This window comes from Mariniblastus fucicola (assembly GCF_008087665.1).
Lineage (GTDB): Bacteria > Planctomycetota > Planctomycetia > Pirellulales > Pirellulaceae > Mariniblastus > Mariniblastus fucicola.
In genome coordinates, this window is sequence record NZ_CP042912.1 from 2,366,966 (window position 1) to 2,383,828 (window position 16,863).

Annotated in this window: 17 protein-coding genes; 1 reads left to right on the plus strand and 16 read right to left on the minus strand. The window is 50.2% G+C overall.

Features of this window, described 5'->3' with window-relative positions; all coding sequences use genetic code 11:
- Nucleotides 1-176 precede the first annotated feature (176 nt).
- Entirely contained in the window at nucleotides 177-728 is a 552-nt protein-coding gene (locus MFFC18_RS08685) for a hypothetical protein (RefSeq protein ID WP_148618727.1), read from the minus strand.
- Between the two features lie 1,127 nt (nucleotides 729-1,855).
- On the opposite strand from MFFC18_RS08685, the gene MFFC18_RS08690 reads away from it, so the two are divergent.
- The gene (locus tag MFFC18_RS08690) at nucleotides 1,856-2,173 is read left to right on the plus strand and encodes a hypothetical protein (protein WP_148618728.1); all 318 of its coding nucleotides are present in this window, start codon (nucleotides 1,856-1,858) and stop codon (nucleotides 2,171-2,173) included.
- A gap of 301 nt (nucleotides 2,174-2,474) precedes the next feature.
- Here the strand turns inward: MFFC18_RS08690 and MFFC18_RS25640 are convergent, their stop codons facing one another.
- The 15 genes from MFFC18_RS25640 to MFFC18_RS08750 all read right to left on the minus strand — a co-directional run bounded on the left by MFFC18_RS25640 (nucleotide 2,475) and on the right by MFFC18_RS08750 (nucleotide 16,506).
- On the minus strand, nucleotides 2,475-2,609 hold the full coding sequence (locus MFFC18_RS25640; protein WP_261344766.1) for a hypothetical protein: 135 nt from the start codon (nucleotides 2,607-2,609) through the stop codon (nucleotides 2,475-2,477).
- A 338-nt stretch (nucleotides 2,610-2,947) separates the two neighbouring features.
- On the minus strand, nucleotides 2,948-3,133 hold the full coding sequence (locus MFFC18_RS08695; RefSeq protein ID WP_148618729.1) for a hypothetical protein: 186 nt from the start codon (nucleotides 3,131-3,133) through the stop codon (nucleotides 2,948-2,950).
- 256 nt (nucleotides 3,134-3,389) lie between these two features.
- The gene (locus MFFC18_RS08700) at nucleotides 3,390-3,734 is read right to left on the minus strand and encodes a hypothetical protein (RefSeq protein ID WP_148618730.1); all 345 of its coding nucleotides are present in this window, start codon (nucleotides 3,732-3,734) and stop codon (nucleotides 3,390-3,392) included.
- Nucleotides 3,735-3,955: 221 nt separating this feature from the next.
- Complete coding sequence (locus MFFC18_RS24890; RefSeq protein WP_168211078.1) at nucleotides 3,956-4,132, minus strand: hypothetical protein; 177 nt, start codon at nucleotides 4,130-4,132, stop codon at nucleotides 3,956-3,958.
- Nucleotides 4,133-4,975: 843 nt separating this feature from the next.
- Nucleotides 4,976-5,311 (minus strand): hypothetical protein, encoded by a 336-nt coding sequence (locus MFFC18_RS08705; RefSeq protein WP_075082334.1) that lies wholly within the window; start codon nucleotides 5,309-5,311, stop codon nucleotides 4,976-4,978.
- Between the two features lie 161 nt (nucleotides 5,312-5,472).
- Nucleotides 5,473-6,039 carry a CpaB family protein gene (locus MFFC18_RS08710; RefSeq protein ID WP_075082335.1) on the minus strand — a complete coding sequence of 189 codons (567 nt, stop codon included), beginning with the start codon at nucleotides 6,037-6,039 and terminating at the stop codon, nucleotides 5,473-5,475.
- 155 nt (nucleotides 6,040-6,194) lie between these two features.
- On the minus strand, nucleotides 6,195-6,614 hold the full coding sequence (locus MFFC18_RS08715) for a hypothetical protein (RefSeq protein WP_075082336.1): 420 nt from the start codon (nucleotides 6,612-6,614) through the stop codon (nucleotides 6,195-6,197).
- Nucleotides 6,615-6,788: 174 nt separating this feature from the next.
- Complete coding sequence (locus MFFC18_RS08720) at nucleotides 6,789-7,220, minus strand: hypothetical protein (protein WP_168211080.1); 432 nt, start codon at nucleotides 7,218-7,220, stop codon at nucleotides 6,789-6,791.
- A 136-nt stretch (nucleotides 7,221-7,356) separates the two neighbouring features.
- A complete protein-coding gene (locus tag MFFC18_RS08725; RefSeq protein WP_148618731.1) occupies nucleotides 7,357-7,776 on the minus strand; it encodes a hypothetical protein in 420 nt (139 codons plus the stop codon).
- 1,895 nt (nucleotides 7,777-9,671) lie between these two features.
- Nucleotides 9,672-10,151 carry a hypothetical protein gene (locus tag MFFC18_RS08730; protein ID WP_148618732.1) on the minus strand — a complete coding sequence of 160 codons (480 nt, stop codon included), beginning with the start codon at nucleotides 10,149-10,151 and terminating at the stop codon, nucleotides 9,672-9,674.
- A gap of 210 nt (nucleotides 10,152-10,361) precedes the next feature.
- The gene (locus MFFC18_RS25785) at nucleotides 10,362-10,685 is read right to left on the minus strand and encodes a DUF3592 domain-containing protein (protein ID WP_075082343.1); all 324 of its coding nucleotides are present in this window, start codon (nucleotides 10,683-10,685) and stop codon (nucleotides 10,362-10,364) included.
- A 1,667-nt stretch (nucleotides 10,686-12,352) separates the two neighbouring features.
- Nucleotides 12,353-12,877, minus strand: a complete 525-nt coding sequence (locus MFFC18_RS08735) for a hypothetical protein (protein WP_148618733.1) — start codon at nucleotides 12,875-12,877, stop codon at nucleotides 12,353-12,355.
- A gap of 17 nt (nucleotides 12,878-12,894) precedes the next feature.
- Nucleotides 12,895-13,395, minus strand: coding sequence for a hypothetical protein (locus tag MFFC18_RS08740; protein WP_148618734.1), 501 nt, complete (start codon nucleotides 13,393-13,395; stop codon nucleotides 12,895-12,897).
- A 598-nt stretch (nucleotides 13,396-13,993) separates the two neighbouring features.
- Nucleotides 13,994-14,575, minus strand: a complete 582-nt coding sequence (locus MFFC18_RS08745; protein WP_148618735.1) for a hypothetical protein — start codon at nucleotides 14,573-14,575, stop codon at nucleotides 13,994-13,996.
- A 1,448-nt stretch (nucleotides 14,576-16,023) separates the two neighbouring features.
- On the minus strand, nucleotides 16,024-16,506 hold the full coding sequence (locus MFFC18_RS08750; protein WP_075085357.1) for a hypothetical protein: 483 nt from the start codon (nucleotides 16,504-16,506) through the stop codon (nucleotides 16,024-16,026).
- Nucleotides 16,507-16,863 lie beyond the last annotated feature (357 nt).

The following is a 16,863-nucleotide window of genomic DNA, read 5'->3' on the forward strand; positions in this document are numbered from 1 at the left end:
TTGAATTAGTGAAACTGGAGCCGGATACAATGGGAGGTACGACCATCCGGCGACAAGCCAACCGAGACGGCATCTCCGCTTCGGTTCAACGCTTTGTTATCCAACGAGCCGAGTGATCCGCTTCCCACATCCTAGCAACTCGGCCCATCGAAGTCGAGCATGTCCAAGCGTGACAGCTACTCAACCAATTTCAGAACAAGCAATCGTGGAGAAAAATGAAATCCCGTATCCGGCCATCCACCAATCCCCTCTGGCAAGTTGTCAGGAGTCCCAACATAGCCACCTGTCTCATAGCACCATAGTTTAACAACCGTTCCTACATAGTCCTTCTTCTTTTCAATTCGCTCCCTCTTTGTTAGCGGCTGCGTATTGATTTCATCCAACAGTTTGTTAAATCCGCTATGGGTAGAAGCCAACGGCATTTTTTGGAAATCAAAAGAGAGCGGAAAGACGCCAAAACGCATATCTCGAGTTCGTTCGAGTTTTTGTCCGTCGACATGAGTCACACGAAGTAAATAAGTAGAAACGGTCGACTTTTTTCGAAGAGTATTGCCGTCGATAATCTGCGCTTCTATCGCGATTGATGTACCCAGCGGAACTCCGAGTTTTCCCATTACGCCACGCTCTGAAATTTCGTCTAGCGGAATCGGCAGTTTTGGGTCTTCCGTCTCACTCTCTTGAAGCAACACCGTCAATAAAAGACAAGCAACCAAAAGTGCATACTTCATGGCGATAACTCACGTTGGATAACGTCCGCGTTAACCGAGCGGACCAGAGAATGTGAATTAGTGAAAATGGAGTCGGATACAATGGGAGCCAGCGACCATCCGGCGACAAGCCAACCGGGAAGACCTCTCCGCTTCGGTTCAACGCTTTGTTATCCGCGAGTGCAGCCCCAGCGTTGCTTAATTCTAGCGACCTGATCCAGCGAAGTCGAGCACGTCGTCCGCATGGTTCGAGCATGCTAATTGCATGTCAGAGCAAGTTTACGGATGAATGACGTCCGTGATTAGCTTGGTTTTGCAAATGCTTGCTACCTTTATGCCAACATTCGATCAGTTGTCGAGTGCGTTCGCGCAAAGGCCGCATGTCATCACGCTGCCAACCGCATTTTCTTGCATGTCACGATCATGTCGACGCAAGATAGTTCCGCTGGATAACGCCCGCGTTAACCGAGACGCGGGTGAAAGGTGTATAGTGAGTGGAGCGGATGATGCAATGCGAGGAACGAGCATCATCCGCGGAACAATGTTCGCACAGCGGAAAACGCGGCTTCGGTTCAACGCTTTGTTATCCGGCGAATAGCGCTCCGAGCTCGGTTTCGATCGAGTACGCGTGGCCGATTGTGCATTATTGCCGGTCATTGAAGCAAATGCAAACCCAGCATTTGCACGTCGGCGCGACGATCATTCATTCGTGTTGAGCATTGAGTTTCGCTAACGATGAACACGACAAAATGGACGTCGTAGCGTGTAGCCGCATGTCGACGCAACGACCGTTGAATTGGTTTGCGTTGCCAACCCGTTTTGCCCAAGCCCAACAGAATGCACGTCGGCGCGCGTTCGAGCATGAAGAACTGCCAAAACGTGTCCGGTCGAGTGCGACTTCGAGCGTGCAGAGTCTCGTCAAAAGCCACCATCTGCGAAGCCAACTCGATACAGCTTTCGCAGGATAACGCCCGCGTTAACCGAGACGCGGCGAAAAGGTATGTAGTGAGTGTAGCGGATGATACAATGCGAGGCACGAGCATCATCCGCGGAACGATGTTGGTACAGCGGGAAACGCGGCTTCGGTTCAACGCTTTGTTATCCCGCGTAATGAGCAACCAACGGTTTCGCCATTCTTAGGCGTCGTCTTGCATGTCTTTATGGAGCAAGATGAATTGATCACGCTCACTTATGATTGTATTGGAGGCGCCCGCAAAATCAATGTCGGTCAACGCGCCATCAATGTAGGCGCGAAACACGGCGAATTCAGACGCAGAGCCCGTAAACCGCTTGTACAGTTCTCGCGATATGCCGTTGTGAAAAACATGGATACGATGGTTCATCTCGATAGCGGAGATTTCACCATTCTCGACAGATTCTATGCCAGCCCGAAGCTTGGAAAGTTCTCCCAGCAAAAGACGCTCATGGGCAGTGTCAGCAAGCTTGCGTATCCGCTTTCTGTCTAGTTTTGAATACATGTGCCTGTACATTCACAGGAGTGGGATAACGCCCGCGGTAACCGAGCGGACCTGAAAATTTAAATTAGTGAAACTGGAGTCGGATATAATGGGAGCCTGCGACCATCCGGCGACATGCCCACCACGAAGCCATCTCCGCTTCGGTTCAACGCATTGTTATCCGGCCTGGATCGCTGAACAACGCACTTCTGGCGACAAGCTTGAGGCATGCATGTGTCCGCGCACCCGGTTCCTATCGCAATTATTCAACAACGCGGACAAGGAATCAAGTCAATCCTGATGCACCTAGTCATGAGGGCAGGTTGTCTTCGTTCAGTTCAGCCACCAAGTCATATGCAACATTGAATACGAAGTACATTGATTCAAACGCAAATGGGAGTATCGCGAACGCGGCACGATACCCGACCGTTGAAATTGGTAACATGAGAATGCCAATTGTGGCGAGTGCAGATGGCACGAATGAAAGACCGCTGGCGAACTGGCCTGTCCTGATGCGGCGAACGGCCATCATTAAAAGCGAAATTATCATCACCGAATAAAGTGAAAGGCAAGTTAGCCCAAGAATCCAGCGTAGTGCGATCATGGCATGCAAGACCGGGTAACGTCCGCGTTAACCGAGCGGACCTAAAAATGTAAATTAGTGAAAATGGAGCCGGATACAATGGGAGGAACGACCATCCGGCGACTGGCCAACCACAAAGCCCTCTCCGCTTCGGTTCAACGCTTTGTTATCCGCGTGTCCGGCCCCAGCGTTCTTTAATTCTACCGACCTGACCTGGCGAAGTCGAGCACGTCGTCCGCATGATTCGAGCATGTCAATTGCACGTCGGAGCGAGTCTGCGGATGAGTCACGCCGTCGATCGGATTGACTTTGCCAATGCGTGCTGTCTTTGTGCCTGCATTCGCCCAGTTGTCGAATACGTCAACGCAAAGGCTGCATGTCGTCACGCTGCCAACCGGATTTCATTGCATGTCACGATCATGTCGACGCAAGATAGTTCCGCTGGATAACGTCCGCGTTAACCGAGCGGACCAAGAAATGTAAATTAGTGAAAATGGAGCCGGATACAATGGGAGGTACGACCATCCGGCGACTGGCCAATTGCGAAGGCCTCTCCGCTTCGGTTCAACGCTTTGTTATCCAGCGACCGGGTGATTTACACTTAAATTTTATATTCTCGAATTATCGAAGTCGAGCATTTCGTCACCATCCATCTCGCCGATTCTTGAACGCCCTTTTTACTTGGCGATCATTGAGTGAGATAAGTGCCCAGATTCCAAACGGAATTGAAATGAAAGTGCCGGTGCAGCAAGGGGCACAAGCGAGCACTGCCCCGATTGTACATACACCTTCGCGACGCATCTGAATCAGTGAGATTCCACCGAAAAGCACCATTGCATTGCCGGCAATCGCCCCAAAACCAACGTATTGGAAAACTTCGTCAACCTTCTTGATCCACGGATCTGCAAATCTGCCGCGGTGTTCCTTTTTGCCGCCGTAGAGCATGTCACCACATAAAAGCAAAATGATCATGATCAATGAAACCATTAGTAGGCCTGTGCCGGGCCCTTTCGTTTTCATTTCATGCATGAAACACCAAGCTGGATAGCGTCCGCGTTAACCGAGCGGACCTGAAAATGTGAATTGGTGAAACTGGAGTCGGATAAAATGGGAGCCTGCGACCATCCGGCGACAAAACGACCGAGAAGGCCTCTCCGCTTCGGTTCAACGCATTGTTATCCACGCGTGCGGCCCCAGTGTTTTCAATTCTAGCAACCTGCCCCGGCGAAGTCGAGCACGTCGTCCGCATGATTCGAGTACGCTAATTGCACTTCAGAGCGATCCTGCGGATGAGTAACGCCGTCGATTGGATTGGCTTTGCCAATGCGTGCTGCTTTTACGCCTGCATCGCCCAGTTGTCGAATGACTCGGCGTAAGGGTTGCATATCATCACGCTGCCAACCGCATTTTCTTGCATGTCACGAGCCTGTCGACGCAAGATAGTTCCGCTGGATAACGTCCGCGTTAACCGAGCGGACCAGGAAATGTGAATTAGTGACAATGGAGTCGGATACAATGGGAGCCTGCGACCATCCGGCGACAAACCAACCACGACGCCATCTCCGCTTCGGTTCAACGCATTGTTATCCGGCCTGGATCGCTGAACAACGCACTTCTGGCGACAAGCTTGAGGCATGCATGTGTCCGCGCGCCCGGTTCCTATCGCAATTATTCAACAACGCGGACAAGGAATCAAGTCAATTCTGATGCACCTAGTCATGAGGGCAGGTTGTCTTCGTTCAGTTCAGCCACCAAGTCGTATGCAATATTGAACACGAAGTACATTGATTCAAACGCAAATGGGAGTATCGCGAACGCGGCACGATACCCGACCGTTGAAATTGGTAAAATGAGGATGCCAATTGTGGCGAGTGCAGATGGCACGAATGAAAGACCGCTGGCGAACTGGCCTGTTCTGATGCGGCGAACGGCCATCATCAAAAGCGAGACTATCATGACTGAATAAAGTGAAAGGCAAGTTAGCCCAAGAATCCAGCGTAGTGCGATCATGGCATGCAAGGCCGGATAACGCCCGCGTTAACCGAGGCGTCGAAAAGGTTTGAAGTTGTGTAAACAGGAGTCGGATACAATGGGAGCCTGCGACCATCCGGCGACAGATCGGCCGGGAATCGCAGGACGCTTCGGTTCAACGCTTTGTTATCCAGACATCCGGGCAATTCGTTAACCAAGTCTAGCGGTTTGAACTGACGACGTCGAGCATGGTCAAGTTAGTTGCCTATCGATTCGTCAAGCAATGCCTGGCATTCTTCCACCGTCATCGAAGTGCATTGAGTCAGCGCGTTGAGACATTGTTCGTGGGTGGCGCCTTGAGATGTTAGCACTCGCAACGCAATTTTCGACGTGCTGCCCGAATCAAGCATTTCTTTCAGCATGCGGTGAAAATCTTGGCCATGCGGAGGTTGTTTATCCACCCAGTAATGTTGATGGTGTCCGCGACCGATGTACATTGCCGCCAAATGATCAGCCTTCTCCTTACTCAAACCCTTCTCAACGAGAAACTCGTTGGCGTTGTAGTCAAGTCTGTAGACTGCCCAATCGTTCATTCGTTAGTCTGGATAACGCCCGCGTTAACCGAGCGGATCAAGAAATGTAAATCAGTGAAAACGGAGTCGGATAAAATGGGAGCCTGCGACCATCCGACGACAAACCAACCACGAAGACCTCTCCGCTTCGGTTCAACGCATTGTTATCCGGCGATTCAGGCCTACGGATTAACTAATCGAAATGATTCTCCGGTTTTCCGCACCCTTGATATGGTTTCGGCAGTTTCTTGATCTACAAGCAATCCTACGATATCGGAATCGGGCACCGAATGAAATATCTGAATGGGTGATGTCTCCAGAACAGTTTCGGCTCCGTCAACATTTGCTGAAAGGCCTACACCGTCCCCTCGCATGAGTAAGTGCATAATGAGCGGATCTGTGTTTGGTCGAATCCTAACATTGACGACTTTATATCCGGGTGGAAACGCAAAACTGTACATCGTCCTGTCGGAAAAGTTTGCCGCAAGAACCATTTCGCTATTTTGAATGGGTACCGAAAGCGATTTTCCGTCGGCATAGGCAAGGGTCCTGACAGCACTTGCTGGAATGTTCCTGCTGAGACGATACTCCAATCGAAAATCGCCGTCTTGAACGATGTGCCTTCTGGGTAGGTCACGGGTTGCAATCAGAACGGATTCCATTGTCGCAGTTCGTCCAGCAAAGAATGCAGCAACGACAGCGGTGGCCCAAAACAACGTGCTTGTTTTCCATTTGAAACGGCTAGGCATGTGAAATTCAGCGGCTCAAGCTGGATAACGTCCGCGTTAACCGAGCGGACCGAGAACTGTGAAATAGTAAAACTGGAGTCGGATACAATGGGAGCCTGCGACCATCCGGCGACAAGCCAACCACGAGGATTTCTCCGCTTCGGTTCAACGCATTGTTATCCTGCGCTTTCGCTGCAGGTCCCACCCTTTCGCATCCGCTCAGTTTCAGCCCTGCTTAGCCAGATTATGGCAAACGACGCAGAGAATGCAATTGTGGAGCCAAGTGCATAGCCAATGAACCATAGAGAGAAGCTTCCCTGTTCTTTTGGTGCCACAAAGGAAAACACGACGGAAGTCAGTAAAACGGTAAAAAGCCAGGCTTGGATAATTGAAAATCGGTTTCGCTTCACAACCTGCCATTGGATCGCAACAATTGCAAATTCCGGAAGCAGAAGAAACCATCCAAAAAATGCAAGCAACGGGGCAGCAAGTATCGTCAGTGGACCGCCGGTAACGCCGGCAAGTACCGCGCTGCCGATTAAATGAGCGATCAACGTGACGACGGCAATTGATCCAATGTCTTGAATTCGTTTCATAAAGAGGCTCAGAAGCGTTCGCCTTAAGCTGGATAACGCCCGCGTTAACCGAGGCGTCGAAAAGGTTTGAATTGGTGGAAACAGTCGTCGGATATAATGGGAGGTACGACCATCCGACGACTGGCCAGCCCTGACGCATTGAACGCTTCGGTTCAACGCTTTGTTATCCTGCGCCTAGTCTGAGGGAGTAGCCTCCCATGCCCCCGAGCACTCAGTATAGTTCGTTAAAATATACCATTTGCCGGCCAGCCTCATCTCGATTGCGTCAAAGTCGCCAAAGTATTGAATCGGCGGGTGCCTTGTGGAGGTTTTTGATGAGGTGCCGTCTGGATTCAATATTGTCCCAACGGGCATGTATTTGGTGAATTCAATAGTTGTCTTGCGAACACGGCCCTTGATTGTACCAATTTCTTGCATGTCAGATTCTGGGCCGTCCTGCACAGCACCGGTAAACCGACCAAACCAGTTAAATTCCCACCACATTGAGAACGAAACTGGAAGAAGCTCCACGTCAATGCTCTCATGCAGATCATACGCGTACCACCCGTCCCATGACGTAGGAATTGAAGCTGGAGAACTTGGCGAAGCGAATGGATTCTTGAACATGTCACGCGGCATCATAAGCCAAGCTGGATAACGTCCGTGATCACCGAGCCGGGAAGGTTGGTCATCCATTTTCAAAAGACGCGCAAGACCGGCTTCGCGTGCATCACATTGTTATCCAGCACATTGCGCCTTGAAATTACTTAAAAATCTCTTTGATGTCGAGGTTCGGCGTTTGCGTTGCAAGGTCATCAAGTTGTGATTTCGAATAGGTGCAGTTTATCAAATCAAGCTGACGCAACGATCCCGATCCCGTTATTGGCGAAAACGACAATACGTCAATTCCACGGAGTTCCAGGGATTCGAGCCGTCGAAATTTCTTGAGAAACGAGAGATCGTGGGTAATCCTCGGGCTGTCATATTCCGACCCAAGCAAGGAAAGTTCTCGAAGTGTAGAGATTTCACCAATTCGCATGTAAATATCCGGGTTGCGACTCTCAAGCGTTAACTGTTGCAGCCCAAAAAGATTTTGTAACTCGCTAAGCTCATTTGAAGTTGGCTGAACGACCGTTGCCCAACAGACGGTTTGGAACCAATCAACACCAAGAAGGTCTATCATGAACTTGGGGGCACCCGGCTCATGAGAGCCTAACAAATCACTCTGAAACATCGCTTTTTGATAGTCGTATACGATCAAGTGCCGGCCTAGCGAACTTACTGCCATTTTCTGTTTTGCACTTCGGTGCGACCATAACGCGAGCAGTACACAACAGCCTGCCATAATGACCAGTGCCCATCGAATAGTGTACGTTCTCCAGTTTGCCCTCATTAGTTGATCCGTGCTGGATAACGCCCGCGTTAACCGAGCGGACCTAGAAATGTAAATTAGTGAAACTGGAGCCGGATACAATGGGAGGGACGACCATCCGGCGACAAACCGACCACGAAAGCTTCTCCGCTTCGGTTCAACGCATTGTTATCCAACTCGCCGCATGAGCTTCTTTCCATTTTATCGGCCAGACCGATCGAAGTCGAGCATGTCATGATTCATGTTGGTTCGTAAATCAAACAGCGCCCGGAGGGTGTCGACCTGCAAACTCGTGATGGCTATCGCAATATTTGCATTTGTACAAGCGAATCCTGCCCTGCTTGTCAGTTTGGCGTTTGGAAATGAATTTCAATGCCAACTTCCTATTGCAGTTCGGGCACACACGAAGCAGGTCGACTCCAAGTGGAAAAGGGATAAATCCTTCATTGCGCAGTCGGTTCATCGTTACTGCCATTTTGCACGGGAATGTTTCCGGTCATAGTCAGCCGAGATGGTCGCAGTTGGATAACGCCCGCGTTAACCGAGCGGACCTGGAAATGTAAATTAGTGAAACTGGAGTCGGATAAAATGGGAGCCTGCGACCATCCGGCGACTTGCCAACCATGAAGCCATCTCCGCTTCGGTTCAACGCTTTGTTATCCCGCGACGTCGCGTCTGTGTTCGATTGTCAAATGGAACCACGAACGAACCAAGGACAGCGCACCCGAGATTATGGCGAAGCTAATTGTAAATGTAACGAGATGAATAATCAAAACCTCGAAAGGCCCGATAGTAATCGGATGGTGCACGTTCGATTGGTTTATTCGTGTTACCCACCAGAGCCACCACCCAAGCATCGCAAGACTGGGCGTCAGTATCGCCACCAGCCATCGAGGTACTGAAGTCAGGCCAGCAGCGTCGCATGCGACATGCATAAAAATTGTGACCGAAGCAATCAATCCAATTGGTCGGAAATTGATCAAGAACGAATAGTCTACGCCATTTGCCGGGTTCGGTTCAGTTTTCGGGAACTGCCAAATCGCAATGCATGCCGCGATGAGAGTTATGCAAAACAACAGATATCGAATTTCGAAGCGTTGCATTTTAGTAAGCGGGATAACTTCCGCGTTAACCGAGCGGACCTGAAAATGTAAATTAGTGAAATCGGAGTCGGATACAACGGGAGCCTGCGACCATCCGGCGACTGGCCAGCCCCGAAGGCCTCTCCGCTTCGGTTCAACGCTTTGTTATCCTGCAACGGGCCGGGGCCATGTTCCAATTTTAACGAGTCGGCCAATCGAAGTCGAGCATGTTTTGCCGCATGATTCGAGCATGTCGACCGCGTGTCGGAGCGAATTTGTCCCAACCCAAGCACTGCGATCGAATTCGTGTTGCAGGTGCATGCTGCCATTGTTTCCGCAACGGCCTTCGAGCATGTCCGTTGCAATGGCCGCATGCCTTTGTACTGCTGACCGTATTGCATTGCATGCCACGAGCATGTCGGCGCGCGATAGCTCCGCAGGATAACGCCTGCGTTAACCGAGGCGTCGAAAAGTAATAAAGTTGTGAAAACGGTCGTCGGATACAATGGGAGGTACGACCATCCGGCGACATAGCCAATCCTAACGAAATGGACGCTTCGGTTCAACGCTTTGTTATCCAACTCGCCCGACGAGTACGCATTTGAATTCTAGAGGTTCGAACATTCACTGTCGACCATGATTTGGCCAAGCAATTACCCCTGCTATAATCGCCGCAAGCAAATAGACACCAGCGGTAAAGATGATCAGCAGGATTGGGACTAGGAAGACGTGCATTTGAGCTGCGTTATCAACCGTTTGGAGTTGGCCGGCCATCACCAGCAACAAGTATCCGAATATGCTGATTTGTGAGACAAGGAATGCTGGTGCCAGAAAAAGAAACCGAATCCGTGTCGGTTTCCTTCGATATAGCTCAGCTACCGCGAGCCCAGGGAACTGCGAAATGACAGCACCTACGGTGACAAGAATAACATTTCCGAAACCCGGAACCTGTTCTTGGAGAGAGTTGATGAAAGCAAGGACGAAGGTGAAAGAAAGGAAAATCCAAAGCAGTACAGCTGGAATGGGAGATGTCTCGGGAATGTCAACAAGCGAGACTCGCTGGTTTGAATTGATCTGCACTGATTTGTACGGATTCTGATTCAACAGGATGACCCAAGTTGGATAACGCCCGCGTTAACCGAGCGGACCAAGAAATGTAAATTAGTGAAATTGGAGTCGGATACAATGGGAGCCTGCGACCATCCGGCGACTTGCCAACCATGAAGCCATCTCTGCTTCGGTTCAACGCTTTGTTATACAGACAGCCAAACATGTCGTGCTCCACATTCTAACGCCATAACGTAACAAAGTCGATCATTTTATGGGCAGGAAAAGTCGAGAACGCGTTTCTGGGTCGTTGGGGCGGAATTCAATTTCAGCGTCAATGCCCACAGGGAATCTGGCGAGTTTATTTTGTGCGTCTTCCTCATCGCGACACCAAATCGATTCATTGCCCCAGTATGGTTGATCGTTGATGTGGAATTGATAGCGGATCAACAAACAAATACTGTCGTGATCGTGTTGTATTGAAGATTCCTCGATTGTTCCAGTCGCGACAAGCCATCTTGGTTCCGTAAATCCGCGATAGACAGTGTTGACGATGTGCAGCAACAGTAAAGCGAGGATTGGCGCAAACAAGGTTGCAAAAAACCAAGGCTCAAGATCGTTCGTGAAGATCGTTGTGACCTCAGTCTGGATAACGTCCGCGTTAACCGAGCGGACCTGAAAATGTAAATTAGTGAAACTGGAGCCGGATACAATGGGAGCCTGCGACCATCCGGCGACAAGCCAACCACGAAGACCTCTCCGCTTCGGTTCAACGCTTTGTTATCCTGCAGCGGGCCGGGGCCATGCTCCAATTCTAACGAGTCGGCCGATCGAAGTCGAGCATGTTTTGCCGCATGATTCGAGCATGCCGACCGCATGTCGGAGCGAACTCGACCAATCAAAGTATTGCGATCGAATTCGTGTTGCATGTGCTTGCTGCCATCGTGTCCGCTACCGCCTTCGAGCATGTCCGTTGCAATGGCCGCATGTCGTCATGTTACCAACCGCATTTCATTGCATGTCACGAGCATGTCGGCGCGCGATAGCTCCGCAGGATAACGCCCGCGGTAACCGAGGCGCGGCCACGCGGACTGGAGCGGGTTTAGTTTTAGGAAATTGCTGGACGATTGTCACGACTTCGGTTCACCGCATTGTTATCCAGCAGCGAACAACCCTTCGCGTGGTAATTCTAAAGGCTTAGTTAAGTGATGTCGAGCAAGCCAATTATCGCGAACTGTGTTTTCGGGGAGTAGTGTGTTTGTAGAATATGAGAAGGGAATTCTTGTTTCGATTCTCAAATCGTTGCATTCGGAAATCGTGACCACCAAAAGTGCCAGCGGGAATCACATGTTGCCGGATTGTGCCGTCGACTGAATAGTTTGCGGTAGTTCTGACATTCCCATAGCAGTAGTTTGCGCCAGCCCATCGGAACGGTCCTTCTGAATCACCGATGGATTCGACGAATTCCCAGTCGGCATGTCGATTTACGCGGAGAGCTGCATGGAAGTCAATATATGGATATTTGATGGTCCATCTGTCGACGAAGAACGCAACCAGCACAGCTGAAACGGCAACGAGAGCAAGGAGATGTGACAGAGAGAATCGCACAAAAGTCTCAGTTCATCGATTAGCTGGATAACGTCCGCGTTAACCGAGCGGACCTGAAAATGTGAATTAGTGAAAATGGAGTCGGATACAATGGGAGCCTGCGACCATCTGGCGACAAACCAGCCACGAAGCCATCTCCGCTTCGGTTCAACGCATTGTTATCCGCGTGTCCGGCCCCAGCGTTCTTTAATTCTACCGACCTGACCCAGCGAAGTCGAGCACGTCGTCCGCATGGTTCGAGCATGCCAATTGCACGTCAGAGAAAGGTTGCGGATGAATGACGCATTAAATCAGATTGACTTTGCCAATGCGTGCTGCCTTTACGCCTGCATTCGATTAGTTGTCGAATACGTCCGGGCAAAGGCCGCATTTCATCACGCTGCCAACTGCATTCTCTCGCATGTCACGAGGATGTCGACGCAAGATAGTTCCGCTGGATAACGTCCGCGTTAACCGAGCGGACCAAGAAATGTAAATTAGTGAAACCGGAGTCGGATATAATGGGAGCCTGCGACCATCCGGCGACAAACCAACCGGGAAGAAATCGCCGCTTCGGTTCAACGCTTTGTTATCCAGATAGCGGGCGGTTCTGCTTTCAGTATCGGAAAGGTTCGAACGAGGTCGAAGATGACCTGAGGCAGGTTTTTAACTCAAACACCGAAGAATGCAATAAATAACGGGAATACTATCTCAAATTCAATCGCGCATATGAAGCCAAGAATTGCGTAATTTCGACCTTTGACGTGATCAACGAAAAACAAAGAAGCACTGGCAATCGCACATACGATTGAGGCGGACACTATAGAATCCAATGCCCAAGCGGTAAACCAAATGATACCAATGTCATCTGGATATCCCGGCGAGAGCAGGACGGCCGCGTAAGCAAGGTAGAAGGTCAGCAAGCCTGAGATAAAGGAAACCCCGATAAAAACGGATCGCGACGTCATCCACAGTGTTTGACAAGCGGTTTTGCCTTCGCCTGATGATTGAGCAGGCGACGAACATTGATTTCCTTGCATCGACATCAAAAAAGCGGAGTCAGTCTGGATAACGGCGGCGTTAACCGAGACGCGGCGGAAAGGCATGTAGTGAGTGGAGTGGATGATAAAATGGGAGCTTGCGACCAACATCCACGGAATGATGTTCGCACAGCGGAAAACGCGGCTTCGGTTCAACGCTTTGTTATCTGGCGCTACTCGGTCGGATCGGGGTATATGCGTTTGATGGCGTCGCCTAAATTAGCGTCGTAGTGAGTTTCGCCGACAATTACCCTGCCGTCCATCAAAATTAGCATTGACATCACGTAGGGAGGTCCGGAGTGACCACTTAACCTAACGCCTTGAAATGGAACCAAGTAGCACCATTTTGAACGATTTTCAGAATACAGGTTGTTGTCGAGCGGAACAAGGTCCAGTGAATCAAACGTCCATTTGCCCACGTCAAATTGTTTGGTTTCAGTGTTCATGTTGGACGCGATCTCGTCAGCGATCCCAAGTGCTTTTCGAACAGAAAGCGGCGGATTCTCTTCAGTTGCACTCCAAGTAGGAGACGCCTTCAGTGCCTCCTGTCGAATACTCCAAGAAAAACTATCGCCGGTTGAAATGTCGAGTGGTTTTTTGCGCTGAGTCAGGATCGCGAACGACAAGGCAACGATCACTACTGCCAGCAAAAGGTTTAGAATGGAGATCTTCATCAAAGCCAGATAACGCCCGCGTTAACCGAGCGGATCTAGAAATGTAAATTGGTGTAATCGGAGTCGGATATGATGGGAGCCCGCGACCATCCGGCGACAAGCCAACCGGAAAGCGTCCTCCGCTTCGGTTCAACGCTTTGTTATCCCGCGGTTAGTCCATTATGTCGAAGCCCAAGACAGCCATTGAAAAGAGTATCGTAAAACAGAACAGGATCACAAGCCCCGCACACGTCGCAAGGAAGTGCAGAAAGCGTCGACCCGCGGTACCTGGATATGCGACCGAACCCGCCAAAGCAACCGCCAGGGATGCAAAGCATATGAAGTCAATAAAACGTGGGCAGTCGATTTCCGAGCAATAAGCTCCGTTTAAGTAGAACCCACTGCAACAAGAAATCACGAAAACCACCACTCCGAGTAGCCAAAGTGTTGCCATTACAAAACGAAACGAACCAGCCGAATGAGAGCCGGCCGCGACAGAGGATGGCGAATGGTATGGGTTTATCACGGAGTTGGCGGAAAAAATCGATAGATCCACAATGGCAGAACGGAATTGTTGATACGCTAGAGTTACGGATTTAGTTCGTTTAGCGGGATAACGTCAATGTTCACCAAGCGTCGTGGTGAAGCGAAACTTCAAAACCCGCGCACCAACGACGCTTTGGTGCAACATATTGTTATTCAGCGTTTGGGTCTGGCATCCATTTTGAACAAAGCTTGGCAGTTCACGATCAGCTGCATCAGCCGTGAATTCATCGCGGTCATCCTCATCAATAATGATCTTCTGCACCGGCTTCACATCAGTAAAGTAGAATACTTGCAGCAACTTGGTATCTAAAGGCACATTCTCACCGTCAACCCTGAATTTACAGATAGGGCGTCGCCCAGCATTGGAATATGTCGAATGCAAAGTCGATTGAATGTTGAAGGTCGCGACACTGGTAGACCAGCCCGGCGGATTTGCTTTTGGCGTCGTTTGGTGTTGGATTGACACTGCCAAAACGTGGTCATCGGCGTTTTTATAAAGTGTTGCAACAATTCCAGTACCATCCTCGTTGTACTTGAAGTACGAGTCGGTGTCAGACCAGATGTTTCGGAGGGGCGTCTGACTGAAGAGCCACGCCAATGTGACACAGGCAACAGCGGTAGCGATAAGGAGCGATGTAATTCTGAACTGTCTCAAGGTTCACTCGGACTTATAAATGGCAAGCTGGATAACGCCCGCGTTAACCGAGCGGACTTGAAAATGTAAATTAGTGAAACTGGAGTCGGATACAATGGGAGCCTGCGACCATCCGGCGACTGGCCAACCACGAAGACCTCTCCGCTTCGGTTCAACGCATTGTTATCCGGCGTGCCACGATACTGCCCCTAGTTTAGCTCAAATGGCGACAGCAAGGCAAGTCAACGCGGAGCGAGCCCATTGCCGTCCGCATCCGCGGAGGAAGCAAGGATACCGAAGTGAGCTTGCGAACAAGGATTCCGAAGCAATGCCGCAATTGCACGGTTTTCGAAGCCCTCAAGTGAGGCAACAGCACTGCAACGCAACGACGCAAGGAAGGTTGGCGATACGGAAAACGGGATGTTCGTTTGTGAAGTTCTGTTGCGGAACGAATGTTCGGCAGGACGGAATCGCCAACGTCTAGAAATGTCCAAGCTTGATTTCCCGACATGTAGCTCACGCAGGATAACGTCCGCGTTAACCGAGACGCGGCAAAAAGGTAAGTAGTGAGTGGAGCGGATGATACAATGCGAGGAACGAGCATCATCCGCGGAACAATGTTCGCACAGCGGAAAACGCGGCTTCGGTTCAACGCTTTGTTATCCGGCACGTTAGCTTGAATCAGATTCGCCAGACCGAATGATTTTTATATTACGGGCAATGGTGTTCAAGATCAATTAGATAAGTAACGGAAATGCCAGTTACGAGTGAGTAGTAGGCGAGATTGCTGTTGACGTTCAAGGGTATGCCGCACAAACCTGGAGTGTCAGGCAAGACGTAGTGAATCATCAAGTTTCGAATTGAAGCACCTTTGAACTCTGAAAGTCGTTTCAATTCCATTTCGTTTTTTTCGAGGTATTCGCTCGCCAGAGTTGTTTGTTCGTCAAGCGTCAAACACGTTCCGTCACCCAACAACACTGAGAACCCGCTCCTCTTGTGTGTAGCGCCGCGCTGCGAACGGTCACCACGTCGCCATCTTTTGTTGTATCTTAGGCCTGAATCTTTTAGGAACGCGTCTACATCGAAGTGTTCACCATGGATGAGTAGCCGAAATTGATCGAGAAGCATGGGTTCGTGTTATAGGAACGCTTGGTGCCGGATAACGCCCGCGTTAACCGAGGCGTCGGAAAGTGATAAAGTTGCGAAAACAGTCGTCGGATATAATGGGAGGTACGACCATCCGACGACTAAGCCTACCCTAACGAAATGGACGCTTCGGTTCAACGCTTTGTTATCCTGCGTTTCGATGTGAGAAATCAGTTTAACGGTTTCATTGCGGACTCAATAAAGGTCCATCGCGGATCTTTGTGGGTAGCTCGGTTTCCTGGAGAATACGGGCGTTTGCTGACAGCTCGCCGGGACTGCTTTTTCCCGGGGAAATGAAGCTTCTTAAGTTTGGCCTCGGAAGATCAAGGTTTGGCGACCCACAAGAAACCACGAAGGACCTCAATAAAGGCCTCGAATTCTTGGGATTCTGGTGTTTTACTCTTCAATACTGCGTTCCATTTCCAATTTGCGCCATCAACGAGACGACGCAGATCTACGATCGTTTCGCATCCAAGATCGCGCATAGAGGATTGGATGTACATTCTCACAAGGCGTGGGTCTTCAATCCTTTCGCGCAAACTGTAGACGCTCATCATGTGAAGGAATTGTTCGGATTTGTCGTCGATCTCGTACATTATGTCGTATAGCTGGTGCTCGGCGATCGTGTCGACCGCCATCGAAGGCGTTGAAAACAGCCCGGCTTGGTCACTGGCCCGTCGCGCTCCGAGTAACTTGGCGAAATCGGCTTTGTGTGTTGCTGCCTGAATCGTGCGATCTATTCGCCATGCTAACAGTGCCGCAAGGAAAGCAACTATGAGCAGCATGTTTGCGATGCTTATTTTCATGACTGAGCTGGATAACGTCCGCGTTAACCGAGCGGACCTGAAAATGTGAATTAGTGAAACTGGAGTCGGATACAATGGGAGCCTGCGACCATCCGGCGACAAACCAACCACGAAGCCATCGCCGCTTCGGTTCAACGCATTGTTATCCAACTCGCTGAGTGCATTGCTGCAGGTATTCTAGCGACTCAGTTAGTAGAAGTCGAGCATGTCGCAATAAGGGTGGAGCTAAGCCCAAGTGCCGATTGGCTATCGAGAACCCATGACGCCGTGTGCCGTCTTGAGTTTATGAATTACAAGCATCGTAGCGATCATGGTAAATCCGAATATGACTGGCATAAACTCGTATTCCCGAAATAG